At 39.8% G+C, this 17,516-nt stretch carries 15 protein-coding genes and 2 rRNA genes; 10 read left to right on the forward strand and 7 right to left on the reverse strand.

What is annotated here, in order from left to right; all coding sequences use genetic code 11:
* The 7 genes from BMY21_RS06430 to BMY21_RS16105 form a co-directional block, all read left to right on the forward strand.
* Positions 1-312 (forward strand): 23S ribosomal RNA (locus BMY21_RS06430); the annotation flags it as partial.
* A 97-nt stretch (positions 313-409) separates the two neighbouring features.
* Positions 410-521: ribosomal RNA gene (gene rrf / locus BMY21_RS06435) — 5S ribosomal RNA — on the forward strand.
* 278 nt (positions 522-799) lie between these two features.
* On the forward strand, positions 800-2,206 hold the full coding sequence (locus BMY21_RS06440; RefSeq protein ID WP_074641996.1) for an ATP-dependent 6-phosphofructokinase: 1,407 nt from the start codon (positions 800-802) through the stop codon (positions 2,204-2,206).
* Between the two features lie 101 nt (positions 2,207-2,307).
* Positions 2,308-3,405, forward strand: coding sequence for a family 8 glycosyl hydrolase (locus BMY21_RS06445; RefSeq protein ID WP_218141036.1), 1,098 nt, complete (start codon positions 2,308-2,310; stop codon positions 3,403-3,405).
* Between the two features lie 95 nt (positions 3,406-3,500).
* On the forward strand, positions 3,501-6,350 hold the full coding sequence (locus BMY21_RS06450; protein ID WP_074642000.1) for a glycosyl hydrolase 115 family protein: 2,850 nt from the start codon (positions 3,501-3,503) through the stop codon (positions 6,348-6,350).
* 88 nt (positions 6,351-6,438) lie between these two features.
* A complete protein-coding gene (locus tag BMY21_RS06455) occupies positions 6,439-7,017 on the forward strand; it encodes a hypothetical protein (protein ID WP_074642001.1) in 579 nt (192 codons plus the stop codon).
* A gap of 123 nt (positions 7,018-7,140) precedes the next feature.
* Positions 7,141-7,737 (forward strand): J domain-containing protein, encoded by a 597-nt coding sequence (locus BMY21_RS16105; RefSeq protein ID WP_074642003.1) that lies wholly within the window; start codon positions 7,141-7,143, stop codon positions 7,735-7,737.
* 51 nt (positions 7,738-7,788) lie between these two features.
* On the opposite strand, the gene tyrS is transcribed toward BMY21_RS16105, so the two are convergent.
* Both tyrS and infA read right to left on the reverse strand, forming a co-directional pair.
* Entirely contained in the window at positions 7,789-9,021 is a 1,233-nt protein-coding gene (gene tyrS, locus BMY21_RS06465) for a tyrosine--tRNA ligase (RefSeq protein ID WP_074642005.1), read from the reverse strand.
* Between the two features lie 343 nt (positions 9,022-9,364).
* Positions 9,365-9,583: a translation initiation factor IF-1 gene (gene infA / locus BMY21_RS06470; RefSeq protein WP_074642006.1), complete on the reverse strand. Its 219-nt coding sequence runs from the start codon at positions 9,581-9,583 to the stop codon at positions 9,365-9,367.
* 145 nt (positions 9,584-9,728) lie between these two features.
* Here infA and BMY21_RS06475 point away from each other — a divergent pair, with 145 nt between their 5' ends.
* Complete coding sequence (locus tag BMY21_RS06475; protein ID WP_074642008.1) at positions 9,729-10,085, forward strand: TraR/DksA family transcriptional regulator; 357 nt, start codon at positions 9,729-9,731, stop codon at positions 10,083-10,085.
* Between the two features lies 1 nt (position 10,086).
* Here the strand turns inward: BMY21_RS06475 and BMY21_RS06480 are convergent, their stop codons facing one another.
* Together BMY21_RS06480 and BMY21_RS06485 are read right to left on the reverse strand one after the other, a co-directional pair.
* Positions 10,087-10,971: a histidinol-phosphatase gene (locus BMY21_RS06480; protein ID WP_074642009.1), complete on the reverse strand. Its 885-nt coding sequence runs from the start codon at positions 10,969-10,971 to the stop codon at positions 10,087-10,089.
* Between the two features lie 3 nt (positions 10,972-10,974).
* Positions 10,975-12,225, reverse strand: a complete 1,251-nt coding sequence (locus BMY21_RS06485) for a response regulator (protein ID WP_074642011.1) — start codon at positions 12,223-12,225, stop codon at positions 10,975-10,977.
* 95 nt (positions 12,226-12,320) lie between these two features.
* Here BMY21_RS06485 and BMY21_RS06490 point away from each other — a divergent pair, with 95 nt between their 5' ends.
* Positions 12,321-12,959, forward strand: coding sequence for a hypothetical protein (locus tag BMY21_RS06490; protein WP_074642013.1), 639 nt, complete (start codon positions 12,321-12,323; stop codon positions 12,957-12,959).
* A gap of 88 nt (positions 12,960-13,047) precedes the next feature.
* The gene (gene groL, locus BMY21_RS06495; RefSeq protein WP_074642014.1) at positions 13,048-14,673 is read left to right on the forward strand and encodes a chaperonin GroEL; all 1,626 of its coding nucleotides are present in this window, start codon (positions 13,048-13,050) and stop codon (positions 14,671-14,673) included.
* A 4-nt stretch (positions 14,674-14,677) separates the two neighbouring features.
* On the opposite strand, the gene BMY21_RS06500 is transcribed toward groL, so the two are convergent.
* From BMY21_RS06500 to BMY21_RS06510, 3 genes are read right to left on the reverse strand one after another with little or no spacing between them, the layout of a single operon-like run.
* Positions 14,678-15,388, reverse strand: a complete 711-nt coding sequence (locus tag BMY21_RS06500) for a hypothetical protein (protein ID WP_074642016.1) — start codon at positions 15,386-15,388, stop codon at positions 14,678-14,680.
* An 8-nt stretch (positions 15,389-15,396) separates the two neighbouring features.
* The gene (locus BMY21_RS06505) at positions 15,397-16,584 is read right to left on the reverse strand and encodes a DUF8086 family protein (RefSeq protein ID WP_074642017.1); all 1,188 of its coding nucleotides are present in this window, start codon (positions 16,582-16,584) and stop codon (positions 15,397-15,399) included.
* Positions 16,581-17,447, reverse strand: coding sequence for a hypothetical protein (locus tag BMY21_RS06510; RefSeq protein WP_143064182.1), 867 nt, complete (start codon positions 17,445-17,447; stop codon positions 16,581-16,583). Before BMY21_RS06510 ends, BMY21_RS06505 begins: the two co-directional genes overlap by 4 nt.
* Positions 17,448-17,516: the final 69 nt, after the last annotated feature.

Here is a 17,516-nt window from a genome sequence, read left to right on the forward strand (position 1 = left end):
CGCGAGACAGTTCGGTCCCTATCTGTTATGGGCGATGGAAGTTTGAGAGGAGCTGCTTTTAGTACGAGAGGACCGAAGTGGACGAACCTCTGGTTTACCAGTTATCCTGCCAAGGGTAAGTGCTGGGTATCTAAGTCCGGAAGGGATAACCGCTGAAAGCATCTAAGCGGGAAGCCCACCTCAAGATTAGACTTCCCTGGAACTTTAAGTTCCCTGAAGACTCCTGGGAGACTACCAGGTTGATAGGATGCAGGTGTAAGCGTCGTGAGGCGTTCAGCCGAGCATTACTAATAAGTCGTGAGACTTGGCCATATCATCGTTTCCGTTCAAAACGAACACTTCTGAATAATCCGTCCTGTGTGCACGAGAAATCGTCTTACACACTTCGTAACTCTGCATTGTTAATAATGCCGGTGGCCATAGTGGAGAGGTAATACCCGTTCCCATTCCGAACACGGAAGTCAAGCTCTCTTACGTCGATGATACTGGATTCGTTCCGGGAAAGTAGATAGCTGCCGGCTTTTTTTATTTAACCGTAATGCGCGCCAAGCATGGAGGGGTGCCGCAGGCAACCACCGCAGGCGGAGCCGAGGAGGCCGAGCGGCAGCTACGGCTCGATAAATCTCGCTCCACCCATTTTGAGGATGTTCCTAAACGACAGTCCCGATGGACTGTCGTTTTTAACGGAACTCCTATCAAGGGGGAACTCGTGTTGGAATGTGAATTTGCGCCTTAAAAACCTATTGTAAATTTATGATATTCATTATATTCTATAATATCTATTTTTTTGAGGTGTGTTATGTCTGAAGAAAAATTCGATTTCACAATTGATAATCTGGGACCTTGTACTATTCCGTCTCCGATTAAGCTTTCTACTGTTCACGGTGACTACACTGCTAACTATGTAAGCGACGATTCTTATGTTATTTCTAACGTAAACGTTTTCGATAAAACTAAGCCGGTTGTGCTTGATTCATCTAATCTTATGGAGAAGGCTGGTCCTCGTGAGAAGATTTATTTTGATCCTACTCACGCTAAGGCTGGTATCTGTACTTGTGGTGGTCTCTGCCCTGGTTTGAACGATGTTATTCGCGCTATTGTTCGCTGTTTGAACACACGCTACGGCGTTAAGACTATTAAAGGATATCAGTACGGTTTCCGCGGATTCTTCCCTGAGAGCGGCTATGAGCCACTTGAGCTGGACAGATATCTGATTGATGAAATCCACAAGATTGGTGGTACATACCTCGGAACTAGCCGCGGTGGCGGTCAGCGTGTAAGCGAAATCGTAGACTGTATTGAACGCGACGGTATCAATATGCTTTTCATCCTTGGTGGTGATGGTACTCAGCGCGGTTCTTATGATATCGCATGCGAAGTTGAAAAACGTGGTCTTAAGTGCGCTGTTGTTGGTGTTCCTAAGACTGTAGATAATGACCTTATGTTTATTGACCGTTCATTCGGTTTTGAAACTGCTGTTCAGCGCGCTAAGGAAACTGTTGCTGCTGTTCATATGGAAGCAGCTTCTCAGATTAACGGTATTGGTCTTGTAAAGCTTATGGGACGCGAGGCTGGTTTTATTGCCGCAGCTGCAGCTCTTTCAAGCCACGAGACTAACTTCTGTCTTATTCCTGAAGTTCCTTTTGAAATGGAAGGTGAGAACGGCTTCCTTGCTTGTCTTGAGCGCCGTCTTGCTAAGCGTGGTCACGCTGTAATCGTAGTTTCTGAAGGTGCCGGTCAGGATCTTCTCCAGGCTACTGGTGCTACAGATGCTTCTGGAAACAAGAAGCTTTCTGACATTGGTGTATTCTTGAAGAGCGAAATTGAAAAATACTTCAAGGCTAAGAATATCGAAATCAACCTTAAATATATCGATCCTTCATATCAGGTTCGTGCTTCTGTTACAACTGCAAGTGACTCTATTTACTGTGAGCGTCTTGGTAACAATGCTGTTCACGCTGCTATGGCTGGAAAGACAAAGTGTGTAATTGGTCTTGTTCATGACAAGTTCGTTCACCTTCCAATTAAGGCTGTAACTGCTCATCGTAACGCTGTTGATCCTGAAGGATCTCTCTGGCGCGATACTCTGGATGCTACTGGACAGCCAATTCTTATGGTTAATGATAAGGATAAGGCCCTCGAAAAGATGGCTGCTGCTGTTGCTGGTGCTAAGTCTAAGCCAAGCGAACAGAAAAAAGCAAAATAGTTAAAGTCACCCCGAACTCGTTTCGGGGTCTTTTTTTCTATATAGATAATAAGAATTTCCCTTTATGGACGGCCGGACTTTTCGGGTATATGCTTTTAATTATGAAAAGTATATTGGAAGAGTTCGGCTTTTCTAAATTTGATATAGAAAACCGTGTAATTGAATGCTGGAATAATATTTTTGACCAGAAGAATCCAAATCATTTTTATTTTGAAGCAGAAGACAATACCGGCTATATGGAAGATACCGGTAATGATGACGCACGTACTGAAGGTATGTCTTATGGCATGATGATGGCCGTACAGATGAACCGTAAGGATATTTTTGACCGGATCTGGAAATGGTCGAAAAAGAATATGTATATGGAAACTGGACCTAATGCAGGATATTTCTGCTGGTCTAACAAACCTGACGGCACTAAAAATGCTGATGGTCCGGCTCCGGATGGTGAAGAATATTTTGCAATGGCTCTTTTCTTTGCTGCACGCCGCTGGGGTAATGGTGAAGGTATCTTCAATTATACTGAAGAGGGACGTGCTATTCTTCGTGTTGCCATTCATAGTGAAAATAAAATGTGGTTTGAAGAAAATCACCACATCCGTTTTGTTCCAAACTGTCCGTTTACAGATCCTTCTTATCATCTTCCTCATTTCTATGAGCTATTTGCTGAATATGCTGATCCTTGTGATAAGGATTACTGGAAGGCTGCTGCAAAAGCCAGTCGTAAATATCTTGTAAAGGCATGTCATCCGGAAACAGGGCTTGCTTCTGAATATGCGAATGATGATGGAGAACCGCTTCCTCCTAAATATCACGGAACTTTCTTTAGTGATTCTTACCGCGTTGCTGCAAATGTTGGTCTTGATGCACTGTGGTTTGGCGGTAATGCAGCACTTTCTAAGATTGCGGCTAATATAATCAATTTCTTTGATGGTAAGGAAGCTGATGATCTTAAAGATTATCTGATTGATGGAACTGAATTGAAGAAAAACGCAAGGCATCCTATCGGTTTAATTGCTACTGTGGCCGAGGCTGCGGCGGCGGTTAAGAGTGATGATAAAGAAGCCAGGGCTGCTGCTGAACGTGCGGTTAGACGTCTGTGGAATACACCGATGCGCACTGGCCGCCGCCGCTACTACGATAACTGTCTGTATTTCTTTGCAATTCTGGCATTAAGTGGTAAATATGTGATATACTAGTGTGTAACCTTGTGATATAATATTACTTGTGTCATTGCCCGGCTCGCTAAAGCTTTGCTGCGAATAGACCGGGCATTATTATTTTAGAGGTATGTATGTTCAAAATTGATGGTAAGAATGTTTTTATTTGTGATGAAAGTGAATTTTCCGGTGTAAAAAAAATTGCTGATAAAGTATGTCTCGATGTGGAGCGGGTGACGGGAAAGAAGCCTTCTCTATCAGTGGGTGAGGGTGATGTATATTTTGCAACTCTCGGGAAATCTCCGCTTGCAGAAAAAATTGCTGAAGAAAACGGACTTTCTGCAGAACTTTCAAAAATCACAGGTAAACGCGAATCTTACATTTTTGCTGTTCGTTCTGATCGCCTGATAATTATCGGAAGTGACAAGCGCGGTACAATTTACGGACTTTTCCATCTTTCTGAACTTATGGGAGTATCGCCTCTTGTTGACTGGGCTGGTGTGCTTCCTGTTCACCGCGATGCTGTAGAGCTCGAAGAAGGTGTAACTGTTTCAAAAGAGCCTTCTGTAAAGTTCCGCGGTTTCTTTATTAACGACGAATGGCCTGCTTACGGTAATTTTACAACTCATAATTTTGGCGGTTTTAATGCCAAAATGTATGAGCATATTTTTGAACTTCTTCTCCGCTTAAAGGGAAACTATCTCTGGCCGGCTATGTGGTCTGCTCAGTTCAGCCTTGATGGTCCAGGGCTTGCAAATGCTGAACTTGCGGATGAAATGGGTGTAATTATGGGGGCTAGTCATCATGAACCTTGCTGCCGTAATGGTGAGGAATATCGTTATGTTCGCGGACCTGGATCAATTTATGGTGATGCGTGGAACTTCTGGAAAAATCGTGAAGGAATCACAAAGTTCTGGGAAGACGGCTTAAAGCGCAACGGTAAGTTTGAAAACGTTATTACTGTTGGTATGCGTGGTGAAGCTGATACAGCTATCATGCAGAATGCAACTCTTGCTGATAATATCAATCTTCTTCGTGATGTTATAAAAACTCAGAACTGTCTTATTCGTGAAAATGTAAATGAAGATGTAATGAAAGTGCCTCGCATGCTTGCTCTCTACAAAGAGGTTGAACCATATTTCTATGGTGATAAGCACACAAAGGGGCTTATGGATGATCCTGAGCTTGATGGTGTAACTCTTATGCTCTGTGACGATAATCATGGAAATCTCCGTACAGTTCCTACTGAGCACATGCGCTCTCATAAGGGTGGCTACGGTATGTACTATCATTTTGATTATCATGGTTCTCCTTACAGCTATGAATGGTTTAATACTAACTATCTGCCAAAGGTAAAAGAGCAGATGACTGCTGCCTACGAGTTTGGAATCCGAGAGCTTTGGATTGTAAATATGGGAGACGTTCTTACAAATGAATTCCCTCTTTCATATTTCTTAAATCTTGCTTATGACTACGAGACTTACAGTAAGCCTGAGTTTACAACTGTTGAGTATACCCGTCAGTGGGTTAATGCCCAGTTCAATTATTTTAATGATGAACAGAAAGCAGAGGTTGCTGATATCCTTATTAATGCAACAAAGATAGCTAATATGCGCCGTACAGAGTGCATTCAGCCGGATACATTTGCAGCAGAAAACTTTAGTGAAGGAAACCGAATGCTTACTGCTGCAAACAATTTGATTTCACGTACAGAAGCCCTGCTAAAAGCAGTCCCTGCAGAACAGGAGGCTGGCTTCTACAGTCAGGTTTATCTTCCTGTTTGTGGTGACCTGAATGTTCTAAGAATGCAGCTTTACAGTGGAAAGAACCGCTTTTTTGCTGAACGTAATGCACTTGTTGCAAATAATTATGCAGATAAAATGAAGGAATGCTATGCCTATGATAAGGCTATTGTTGATGCCTGTGATAAGGTAGGAGGCGGACGCTTCTATGGAATGGGATGGTCCGAGCATTTCGGTTTCCGTAACTGGTGTGAGGCTAATAACCAGTATCCGGTTTATATGTATGTTGAGCCTACACGAAAAAAGCGTGCTGTAGTATGGGTGGAAGGCAGTTCATTCTATACAACAGGTCAGGATTGGACTATACGAGACCTTCAGCTTACAGCCTTCAGAAATCCTGATGTGAATGAAGCTTGTGTAAAAATTGCCTGCTGTAATTCTGAAGGCGTTGAACTTAATACTTCTACAGAATGTAACTGGCTGTCGTTTACTGTTGAGCATGATGTTGAAAAACTGACTGCAGACGGTAAGAGTGGACTTAATACAATCAAAATTATAATTGACCGCGAAAAACTTTCTGCTTCCGCTGATAAAAAAGCAATAGTCAAAATAGAAGGAAATGACGGTCATGGAGCCCGTATTCTTGTAAATATTCATGTTGATGCTTCTGTTCCTGACTGTAATTTCCCTGCAGGTACTTTTGTTCAGACTGAAGATTATATCAGTATTGAAGCACCTCATTTTGTTCGTTCTGCTGATTTTGATGTTCTGGATGGATATGGTAAAACACTTGGTGCTGTAAAGGCTAAAGCTGTTACAGAAAGTTTTGCTCCAGGCTCTGATGCTGCTCCATTTGTAGAGTATGCTTTTGCTTTGGATAAGGACTTTGCTGAAAAAACAGGTGGACTTATGGCATTTGATTTTTATCTGAATCCTACAAATCCTGCTTATAAAGATAATAAACTGCAGTTTGTCGCTGAGATAAATGGTGAAAAACTTTTGAAGGATGTAGTAGATTCAGAAAAGTTTGCTGTAGGTGATAATCAGGAGCCATGGAGTACAGATGTTACAAATCATATTCGTATCGCAACTGTTTATGCTGATTGCCATGCAGGTCTGAATTCTCTTAAGGTAAGTCCTGTGACTCCAAATATTGTTCTTGAGAAGATTGTTATTCATGAGGCAAATCAGGCTATGCCAAAGTCTTATCTTGGTGCGCCAGAAACTTTCTTCGTAAAATAATAGTGTTGGACATTTTTTTAAAGTCAGTATAAACTAAACGGGAAATCAGTTTTTATACCGATAATTTAATTATACGAGGAGGTGTCTCATGAAAAAATTGATTTTGTGTATTCTTATATGTGCAGCATTTATTCCATCTCTCTTTGCAAAAGCAAATGATTTTGATGATGAACCAAAATCAGAAAAGATTTTTGCTGTTGTGCCTGGTGTAAGATTGTCTATTCTTGGACTTGAACCAACTATTGGATTTAATATCTATAATCTGGATACTGAACTTAGTGCTGCTATTAGTACCGGTATTGCTGGTGAAGGTTTTGGTATTGCTCCTGCAATTTCTGTTGGTTATTGTACAAATCCTTTTGATCAGGGAATTGTAGCAACCTTTGGTTTAGAGTATTTAATTCTTACTTCTTCTTATATAAATATGCTAAATAACTTTTCTGAAGATGCTTCTTACGTGAATATACCTGCGATTCATGCACTTTCTTTATATTACCGTGGTGGCTTTAATTTCAATAATGTTTTTGGGCTGACATGGCGGGTTAGACTTCCATTGTTTATGGGAGGTGGAGGAGAATACTTTAATATTACAAACTATCAGGGAGCATTATTATGTACTCTTATAGGAATTTGTACTATTTCTGTTGGTGTTAAATTCACAATTTAATAGTATTTTCTGGTTGATATGATCTGAAAACGAGACAGCCTTTTAAGGTTGTCTCGTTTATTATTTTAACGGTTCTTTAATTTTAACCTTGTAACGTATGAAGTTTTTTATTATTTTATAAGTATGAGCAACTATTATGAGATACTTGGCGTTTCTAAAAATGCTACGGCTGATGAAATAAAAAAGGCGTATAGAACTCTTGCATTTAAATATCACCCGGATAGGAATCCTGGAAATGCAGAAGCAGAAGAAAAATTCAAGCAGATAAGTGCTGCTTATGATGTTCTTGGAGACGAAGCAAAACGTCGTAATTATGACCTTGGTGGTTATTCTTCAGAAAACGCTTATAGCAACAGTTCTACTCAGCAGCAGTATCAGAGACAATATCAGTATACTTATTCAAATCCTTTTGGTGATGATAATTTCTGGGAATGGTTTAACGGTGCTCAGAGACGCAGCTATAATCAGCAGACTCAGAATTCAAGAGGAAATTATTCTCAATATAATTATAATTATTCACGTGAGGAAGAAAATCAGACCAGAAGTTCATATTTTTCAAACCTTGTTTTAAAGGTACTTCAGACTTTAGTTGGTATGATGTTCTTTAGATTTTCATGGTTTATTATACCATTCGGCCCGATTATCTGTATTGGTGTGATTATTAATGGTATAACTGGAATAATAAGATCTTTGAAAGGATTATTTAAGACATCTAGATAATCCCCGGTACAATAAAAAACGGTTGCGAATTTCGCAACCGTTTTTTAAGAACTAGATAAGTCCTATATAGTACTTCTTCTTTCCACGGCGGAAGATAATTATCTTTCCTTCGAGTGCCATATCTTTAGTGATAACTTTTGTTTCATCATTTACAGTTTCACCATTGATAGAGATAGCATTATTCTTAATGAATTCACGTGCTTCACGCTTTGAGCTTGCCATACCGTTGTTTACGAGTACGTCTACGAGTGGAAGTTCTTCCTTAAACTCAAAGTTTGGAACTCCCTTAAGTCCCATCAGAATATCATTTACAGAAAGACCTTTGAATTCACCTTTGAAAAGCTTTTCAGAAACCATAACGGCATTGTCTGCTTCTTCTTTTCCGTGGAGGTCTTTAACAACTTCCCAAGCAAGAGTTTTCTGTGCAATACGGGTTTCTGGAGCAGCCTGCTGCTGAGCGTAAACTTCTTCAATCTGTTCCTTTGTAAGGAATGTGAATACCTTGAGGTAATCAAGAACCAGATTATCATCAGCGTTGATGAGGTACTGGTAGATTGCGTATGGAGAAGTTTTGTCCTTGTTGAGCCAGAGAGCATTTCCTTCTGACTTACCGAACTTCTTTCCTGTTGCGTCAAGAATCAGTGGCATTGTGAAGGCATATGCCTGTCCGTCGAGCATTTTGCGGATAAGGTCTACACCAGTTGTGATGTTTCCCCACTGGTCAGAACCTGCAACCTGCATGATACATTTCTTTTCCTGGAAGAGGTGAACAAAGTCAAAGCCCTGGAGAAGCATGTATGAGAACTCTGCAAAGGTAATTCCAGTTTCAAGGCGGCGGCGGATGATATCCTTGTCGAGCATGTAGTTCAAGCTGATATATTTACCAATGTCGCGGAGTGTATCGAGGAATGAGCGGTCTTTCCACCAGTCGTAGTTATCTACGAGTTCTGCAGTTGGAACGAGGCGCTTAATCTGCTCACGGATTCCACCGATATTTGCGTTTACAGCTTCTTCTGAAATAATTTCGCGTTCTGCTGTAGGGCGTGGGTCACCAATGCGGCCTGTGGCACCACCGCACAAAAGAACCGGGTGATGTCCTGCATTAGCGAGGCGTTTTGCCATACAAAGAGAAGAATAGTGGCCGAGGTGAAGGGAATCGGCAGTTGGGTCTGTTCCCCAGTAAAAAGCGAATGGAGCTCCGTCCAAAACTTTCTGCAAATCAGCTTCTTCGCCTGCAACGTCTTTAATAAGACCTCGCCATTTTAGATCTTCGAATAATGTCATAGTAGTATAATCTCCTTATTTACAAAATCGTGATATACGTCTGGTCAAGGCACGCTTCGCTTAAAGCCTTGACTCAGCCGTTTTGCAGGTTGATAAAAATATTATCAACCTGCAATAAAAAAAGGCTTTCCTTTTTACGGAAAGCCTTGTAATTACCTTAATCAGTAAAACACAATCACACTAGCGTGCTGTTTCCGCATAAGTAGAGAGAAAATCATAGCTATAATAAAGGTAAGCCAACGTAGAGGAATTGATTTTCTGTGCCCAACGGACAATGTGTTCCATAGTGTGTAAACCTTATCAGATATTGTTTTATCTGTCAACAAAGGCTGACAGCAGTTTATTAGCGCTCGCGGAAAACGATACGTCCCTTGTTCAAATCATATGGAGAAAGCTCAACTTTTACACTGTCGCCAGGAACGATTCTGATGTAGTGCTTTCTCATTTTTCCAGAAAGGTGTGCGAGAATAATGTGTCCGCCTTCAAGTTCTACGCGGAAAGTTGTGTTAGGAAGGGCCTCTTTTACTACGCCCTGTACTTCAATAGCTTCTTCTTTTGCCATAGGTTCCCTTTATAATAAAAAATTTAAAAAAATTTGCAAAAAAGAATTTGTCTTTTTGCCGATTTGCATTTATATTAGTTATTATATACAAAACAGCATAACTTGACAACACAAGTAAAAAATGGTTTTGGGAGGATTTATAAATATGGACAAAGCTTTTCTTAAAAAAATGAAGGAATATTTACTTGAACAGAGAAAAACTCTTCTTGCTTCATTAGCTGATCAGAGTGAAGATATGCGTGGCCTTATTAAAACCGTTGAATCTGGAGATGAAGCAGATGTTGCTGCTGATGTAATTGATAGAACTCTTCTTACTGCTCTTGGAACTCAGGATGCAAATAGACTTCAGCAGATTGACAGTGCTCTCGACAGAATCAATCAGGGAACTTACGGCCGCTGTGTAAAATGTGGTAAAGAAATTCCTCAGGAAAGACTTGAAGTTCTTCCTTATGCACTTATGTGTATTAACTGCGCAAGTGCACAGGAGAGAAAGAACCGCTAACCTATAGTTTAATAACAATGTTCTGTGGGTAAACAAGTTCTGTGTAGCCGGCGCGGCGGGCATTATCTGCTGCGCGGTCAAAGGCTGCATCCAGATTACTTACAGTGTGGGCATCAGAATTGATACATACTGGTACCCCGTTATTATGTAAAAGTTCCAGAAAATACTGGGACGGATATGTATCATCCATATTACCGCGGGCAATTGCCCCGGTATTTATTTCTGTGATAACACCAGCCTTTGCAATAACCTTCGCAGTAGCTTTTAATTCATCTTTATACCAGGTATCTTCTTCATCAAAGAAATGTAAAACTGTATTTCTTATACGAATCAAATCTGAATGTGCAAGAATATCAAAGTTACCTTTCTGCAGCATTTCTCGTTCAGCTGCAAAATAATCACAAACTACCTGTTTTCCATCAATTGAGCCGTCAGCCTTTGTGTAAAAGCGTTCGATATTTTCTTTTACAATTTCTGTTTTGTGATCAACTGTGAAAAAGCCTTTGTCTGTATTGATGTAATGCACGGCTCCAATGAGGTAATCTGGCGAGAACTCAGCGTATTTTGCTTTGTCTGGAATTGCAGTTCCATATATCGGAGAATCAAAATAATCAGCTTCAAAGCCAAGAAAAATCTTAATCTGATCTGCATATTTTGCTTTGAGGCGATTTATTTCCTGTGTATAGCTTTTTATGTTTTCAGAAGGAATGTGCCAGATACTGTCTACGGGTTTATAAAACTCAGGATTTAACGGATGAAAACAATGACTTGAAAAGCCGAGAGCTGTAAACCCTTTTTCAATGGCTGAAATTACATGTTCTTCTGCGGTGTTTTTTCCATCGCAGAAAGTGCAATGAGTATGAAAATTAACTTTTTGTAAAGACACAACTTATTCCTTTGTTTTAAGAATTGAAAGACATTTCTGTATAAGAACATTTGGCTTTTGAGGTTTTACCAGATAGCTTGCAGCTCCGGCACTCAAAACCTTTACAATGATATCCTTCTGAAGACTCTGTGAATAAATAACAATTGGAGGCGAATGAGGCATTCCATGAAGTCTCTGTAAAAGAGAAAGCCCGGTCTGATCATTTAAAAGTACATCCAGCAGAATAAGATCAAACTTTCCGTCGTCATAGTTATTTAAGAATTCCTGACCTTTTGTATATGTAAAGCAGGCAGCACCGGCCTGTTCAAAATAATTCTTTGTGATTTCCAGACTGGATTCATCACTGTCAATAATTGCAATTGTAAGAACAGTTCCAGTTTTTTGAGGTTTTCCTGAATATTCAAGCCCATCTGAAGAAAAGCGTGTAGCAATAGATGCTGAATCTTCAGCTTCGTATGAAGGGGTAAGGAAGCGGTTTGTAATAAGGTCTGAAATATCTGAAGTAACAGAGGTATCTACAAGGTCATTAAGAATTCTTGAAAGGTTAGAAGAAATTTCTACGCCGGCATAATTTGTATGTCCGTTTACAAGTTCCTTTACAAAATTACTTAGAGAAAGAATCTTAACATTTTTTGCATGAATTTTTGAACTGGCAAGGACATTATCAATCAGAAATTCAAGGTTATAACCGTCTACAAAAGTAAGCTCAAGGTTTGTAAGCATGATGATTACCTTAGGATTTTCCAGCTTTTCACGTTCAATCATTTCTGAAAGCTTGAACTGAAGAAGTGCTATCTTTTCACGGTTGAGTCCAAGTGCAAGTTCAATAAAGATTATGTTGTTGTTACGGTGAAGGTCCAGAATACAAGGTGTTGTATCCATTGAAAGCGGAACGCGTACAACAAGGCCGATTGATTTAAAGAACATGTCAAACTGAACAGGTTTTTCAAAGTATTTAATTACACCGTATTTTGCGTAGGCTGCGATATTTGAGCGATCCTGTTTTGGACCGGTAATGATGACAGGGATATCTGCACAGTTTGTATCGTGCATCTTCTTTTCAAGAAACTCCATTTCCATAGAGTTATCTTCTTCCATATCCAGAATAATCAGGTTTGGAAGTGAGGTAATAACCTTTGTATAAATATCGCGGTTTTCCTGGGTTGTAATAACTTCAATCTGGTCTTCCGAAAGCTTCTGTTTAAGAAAATCACGGAATAACGGATGACTGTCTGCAATCAATACCTTTTTCATACTTATATAATAACATAGATTTTTCTAAACGAAAAGTGAGATTTTTTTTGATTCATGTTATAATAAATTTGATTATCGTGTAGGATATACTAACCATGAAACCGTTTGTGAAAAACATCCTTTTCTGTGTAATTGCAATACTTGGAGATCTTTTTACATCATTTATGGCTTATAAATTGCAGTTGCCATGTTTTCTTGATACAGAATTTGCTGTTGCAATAACACTTTATATGGGTCTTATTCCCGGTCTTATAGTTGCTGCGAGTTTTAATCCGCTGATGATTGTCTTGCTGTGCCGGTATACAGGTACTCCTTTTTCTTTTTATGATTGCCTTTATGCAATTTGTGGAATGCTGATTGTATTTGTTACCTGGCTATTTTCCAGAAATAAAAGAGAGTTCCTGTACAGTCGTATTATGACTGTTTTATATCTTTTGATTATTGTTGTAGTCTCTTCTGTTTTCAGTTTTACTTCTGCAAGTTTACTGGATACATTTGTGCTTCCTCTTTTCCAGACTTCAACAGGCTTTTCTGCTTTTGATAATTTTTCAGAGGTTATGCGTCAGTTGAAAATGGGAACTTTCTTTTCATATCTGGTTCCCCGAATTCCTTTAACTGTAAATGACCGTCTTATCTGTACTTTCGCTGGCTTTGGACTTTACCGCCTGCTTGTAAAACTTGACGATTTTCAGTTTGCAAAGTTCCGACAGACTAATATTACAGCAGAAGAATAAGAATACGAATTTCCTTGCCGTTTGGCGGAAATTTCTATATTTTATACTATAAGATTAAATTTTAAACTAATAAAAGAGGTATATAGAAATGGCAAAACAGTTATTGTTTAGTGAAGATGCTAGAAAAAAGCTTTTGAGTGGCGTTGAGCAGATTTCGAAAGCTGTAAAGACAACTCTCGGACCTTGTGGACGTATGGTTATGATGGACAAGAAATACGGTTCACCAGTAATTACAAAGGACGGTGTTTCTGTAGCAAAGGAAATTGAACTCCAGGATCCTTATGAGAATATGGGAGCTCAGTTCGTACGCGAAGTAGCAAGCAAAACTAACGATGATGCCGGTGATGGTACAACTACTGCAACTGTTCTTTCTTACGCACTTGTACGCGAAGGAATTAAATCTGTAGCCGCTGGTATGAGACCAATCGAAATTAAGCGCGGTATGGATAAGGCTGTTAAACTTGCAGTTGAAGAAATCAAAAAGAATGCAAAGCCTGTAAAGGGCGCTGATGATATTACAAACATCGCAACAATTTCTGCTAACAACGATCCAGAAATTGGTAAGATGCTTGCTGACGCTATCGAAAAGGTAGGAAAAGACGGTGTTATCACTGTAGAAGAATCAAAGAACATGGAAATGACTGTTGATACTGTAGAAGGTATGCAGTTTGACCGCGGATATATTTCTTCTTACTTTGTAACAGACCGCGAGCGCATGGAAGCTGATTTTGATGACGCTTACGTTTTGATTTACGACAAGAAGATTTCTGCAATGAAGGATCTTCTTCCAATTCTTGAAAAGGTAGCAAACGCTGGTAAGGCTCTCGTAATCATCTGTGAAGATGTTGAAGGTGAAGCTCTTACAACTCTCGTTTTGAACACAATCCGTGGAACAATCAAAGTTTGTGCTGTTAAGGCTCCAGGCTTTGGTGACCGCAGAAAGGATATGCTCCAGGATATCGCTATTTTGACTGGTGGTACTGTAGTTTCTGAAGAAGTTGGACTTAAGCTTGAAACTTGCGGAACTGAAGTTCTTGGTAAGGCTAAGTCTATTAAGATTGACAAGGACAACACAACAATCGTTGGTGGTGCCGGAGCTTCTAAGGCTATTAAAGACCGTGTTGCAGAAATCAAGACTGCTATCGAAAAGTCTACATCATCTTACGACAAGGAACAGCTCCAGAAGAGACTTGCTAAGCTCGCTGGTGGTGTTGCTGTAATCAACGTTGGTGCTAACACAGAAACTGAAATGAAAGAAATGAAGTTCCGTGTTGAAGATACAATCGCTGCTACACGTGCCGCTCTTGAAGAAGGTATCGTATCTGGTGGTGGACTTGCACTCATCGAAGCTTCTAAGGCTTTGAACGAAATCCCAGCTGACCTTACAGAAGATGAAAAGGTTGGATTTAAGATTGTACGCCGCGCTCTTGAAGAACCAATGCGCCAGATTGCAGAAAATGCTGGTCTTGACGGAAGCGTAATTGCTGAACGCGCTAAGACAGAAAAGAAGGGTATTGGTTACAATGCTCGCACTGGTGAATGGGTAAATATGCTTGAGGCCGGAATCATCGACCCAGCTAAGGTTACCTGCTCTGCTTTGAAGAACGCAGCATCTGTAGCAGGAACTCTCCTCACAACAGAATGTGCAATTACTGATATTCCTGAACCTAAGGCTCCTGCTGCCCCAGCTCCTGATATGGGCGGTATGTATTAGTAGATTACCGGCAGATTTTAATACCTGCCGAAATCAACAATGCCTGTGCGGAACCGTCGCTTATGAGACCTCCCGCAGGCAGATAAATATTCAATGTTGGCCCCGCCTTTAGCTGCGGGGTCAAATTATATAGCCAGCTACCACCCAAAGTAAGGTAGAGCCAGCGCAAATTTCCCCAGAAATAACTGTTTATTTTTTTTACATCACTGCCGGCACTTCCTGACCAGCCGGAATCTCCTTCCTTCACACCAGGTGAAAGAATCCCGAATCTCATGAAAATTCCAAGCCCTGCAGTAATTTGAAAATTGCTGTTGGAAAGATAAATTGAATAAACTGCCGGAATATTCAGCATGAATGAAAGGGTAGTTGTAGTACGGTTTTCTATCTCAGCAGGCAGAGCCTTATCTTCATATAAAAGATGATGCATCATAAAAAAGCTTAAGGTTGGCTGAATGGCAAACACTGAATGTTCCGGCCAGAGAAAACCTACAGAAATAGGATAAACTACAGGAGAAGGTGCACTTACAAGTTTGCTTTCTGTATTTATATAAATGCCAGGTTCAAATTGAAGGACAAAATCTGCAGGTTGAATGGATTTTGCAGTTTCTTCTGAAGAAGAAATATCTGCCGGAACTTCTGACTCTTCTTGAGCAGAAATTGAAGACAGCAGAAATAAACTTGCAAAAATCAAAAGGATTTTTCTAATAGGTTTCACAAATACCTCTAAATCATTCTGCTGTAAAGGGTTCTTTCAAGATTTACCTGAAGGAAGCCGGCACGTCCTGTTTTATAGAACGAAGATTCTTCCCATGCTGCATAAAGAGTTGTTCCTGAAATTACAAAATCAGAATATATAAAACCTACAGGAAGCTTTGGAAGCCGAATTGCAACAGCTTTCCCACTGCGAAGAATATGTTTTCCTGGAAGTGCGCCCTCTAGGAAAAGAGTTCCATCTTCAAACAAAGCAGCGCTCCAGTTTGCAGAAAGAATAGCCTTTGCGTTAAGTTCTTTTTCTTTTGAGTTTGTTACTGTATTTTCATAAATACGAGGTGAACTGCCGCCTGCATTTTTTACTTCGATTATAAAAGGAAGTTTTGTATCAAAACCTGAAAGCAGTTTTTTAATTCTATCTGGAGCATCAGTATAATTGTGATGTACTCTGCAGCTTCTGAAAAAATCAGCATCGCATTCTTCAATATCAATCTTACCTTCTGCAGTTGAAGGTGAAAGGGCGAGAAGTGGGATTAAAGGTTTGAATCTGATATAAGAAAATTCATTTTTAATATCTGAAATAGTTTTTATACTGCAGCACCATTCAAGTCCATTCCAGTAAAAATCTGTTACTTCAGAATTTGTTTTGTCTGTGATGTTATTACAATTCAGAATAGGATATGAAATCTTTGCATGTGAATCAAACTGTAAAAGGAAAAGATGTGATGAACTGTCGTTCTTATAATCCGGTGCAAGAATTGTATCATTGAAGAATGCACTTTTATAAACTGAGTAAACCGGAACATTGTTCAGAAAAACAAGATTTCCTGCAGTTCGGTCTGTAAATAAACTTGCATCCTGTGAAAGAGTAATTGCTTCATCATTAAAGGAAAGAATGCCAAGACGGTTCACAACAGCAAAGGCTTTTGATTCAGAATATTGTGTACATGCCTCGTTATTTGCAGAAGAGATTCTTATGCTTTCTGTCCAGGGCTTTTGAGCCTGCAGAGGTGCATTCTGCGGGCGGTCTACAAAATGGTAAGTATAGTTAGAAAAATAATACCATGCATGATTTGTTTTTGTGATTTCAACAGTGATTGCATTCTGAACTGGAATCTGAGCAGTTTTTTTCTTACAGCCACAGACAAAAAGAGAAACAGAGAAAATGGTGAACAATAATGCCAGTTTAAAAATTTTCATATATCTTCAATGTATATCGGCAGATAAATATGCTCAAGTGATATATTTTTTGCGCTTTTACAGGTGATGTAAAGTGCGTATTTATTGCCGTCGCCTATTATTATGGGGGAATTTTTCATAACAGTAAACTGATTTTTTTGCTCTATACAGAAATTTTCAGGAATAAAAGAGGAAAGAAGGGGAGAATCTGAGGTTATAAAGGAATTTTTAAGCTGATCGGTCGTTATAGAAAGTATTCCCGCAGGTGTAAGCAGAGAGGATTTAAAACTATGTGAACTGACGGCTTCAAGAACAGGCGACTCTGGAATAAGCCAGGGATTATAAAAGATTTCTGAGTCGATATGGATTTTCTGTTCGATAGATGTCTGTGCTTTTCTCCAATTAAAGGTGCATATGAGATATTCAGTATCAATTTGAGACAATCCCTCTGTGTTACAGCGCTTAAAAAGTTTTTGCATAAGATTTGCAAGATATCCCTGTTCCCAATTTAGTGTGGGCGCAGTGTTTGATGAGGAGTCTTCTGAAAAAGGATACATATAGCCGGCCGGCTTAAAATAGTCACTCTCGCTTCCGTCATAAAGCAGCGTTATCGGCTTTGCGGTTATGCAGAGTGGACGGTTCTTTTTGATTTGAACAGATATTTGTGATTGCGCTGAATAAAAAGATTTCTGAAACCCGGCTCCGGCAATCTGGATATACCAGTGGGAAAGTTGAGGATAGTGGTCAGTGTAACAGCCATCTGGAGGCCAGTCTGGTAAACTGATTTCCAGAGTTTCTTCCGCCGGTTGTGTCATTGCCTGTGAACAGGAACTGGTTGCGAGCACCAGAGTGAAAATCATAGTATAAAAAATCAAATTTCTCATACTATATAAATAGTATCAGATAGAAGTTTTTAGGAAGTTTTTAGAGAGAAAAATGATTTTTTTGAGATT

Source organism: Treponema bryantii, from assembly GCF_900111035.1.
GTDB classification, from domain to species: domain Bacteria; phylum Spirochaetota; class Spirochaetia; order Treponematales; family Treponemataceae; genus Treponema_D; species Treponema_D bryantii_C.

Bases quoted from the DNA above. Each gene is read 5' to 3' on its own strand.
- BMY21_RS06440 (WP_074641996.1), top strand. From the start codon at position 800: ATGTCTGAAGAAAAATTCGATTTCACAATTGATAATCTGGGACCTTGT.
- BMY21_RS06445 (WP_218141036.1), top strand. From the start codon at position 2,308: ATGAAAAGTATATTGGAAGAGTTCGGCTTTTCTAAATTTGATATAGAA.
- BMY21_RS06450 (WP_074642000.1), top strand. From the start codon at position 3,501: ATGTTCAAAATTGATGGTAAGAATGTTTTTATTTGTGATGAAAGTGAA.
- BMY21_RS06455 (WP_074642001.1), top strand. From the start codon at position 6,439: ATGAAAAAATTGATTTTGTGTATTCTTATATGTGCAGCATTTATTCCA.
- BMY21_RS16105 (WP_074642003.1), top strand. From the start codon at position 7,141: ATGAGCAACTATTATGAGATACTTGGCGTTTCTAAAAATGCTACGGCT.
- tyrS (WP_074642005.1), bottom strand. From the start codon at position 9,021: ATGACATTATTCGAAGATCTAAAATGGCGAGGTCTTATTAAAGACGTT.
- infA (WP_074642006.1), bottom strand. From the start codon at position 9,583: ATGGCAAAAGAAGAAGCTATTGAAGTACAGGGCGTAGTAAAAGAGGCC.
- BMY21_RS06475 (WP_074642008.1), top strand. From the start codon at position 9,729: ATGGACAAAGCTTTTCTTAAAAAAATGAAGGAATATTTACTTGAACAG.
- BMY21_RS06485 (WP_074642011.1), bottom strand. From the start codon at position 12,225: ATGAAAAAGGTATTGATTGCAGACAGTCATCCGTTATTCCGTGATTTT.
- BMY21_RS06490 (WP_074642013.1), top strand. From the start codon at position 12,321: ATGAAACCGTTTGTGAAAAACATCCTTTTCTGTGTAATTGCAATACTT.
- groL (WP_074642014.1), top strand. From the start codon at position 13,048: ATGGCAAAACAGTTATTGTTTAGTGAAGATGCTAGAAAAAAGCTTTTG.
- BMY21_RS06505 (WP_074642017.1), bottom strand. From the start codon at position 16,584: ATGAAAATTTTTAAACTGGCATTATTGTTCACCATTTTCTCTGTTTCT.
- BMY21_RS06510 (WP_143064182.1), bottom strand. From the start codon at position 17,447: ATGAGAAATTTGATTTTTTATACTATGATTTTCACTCTGGTGCTCGCA.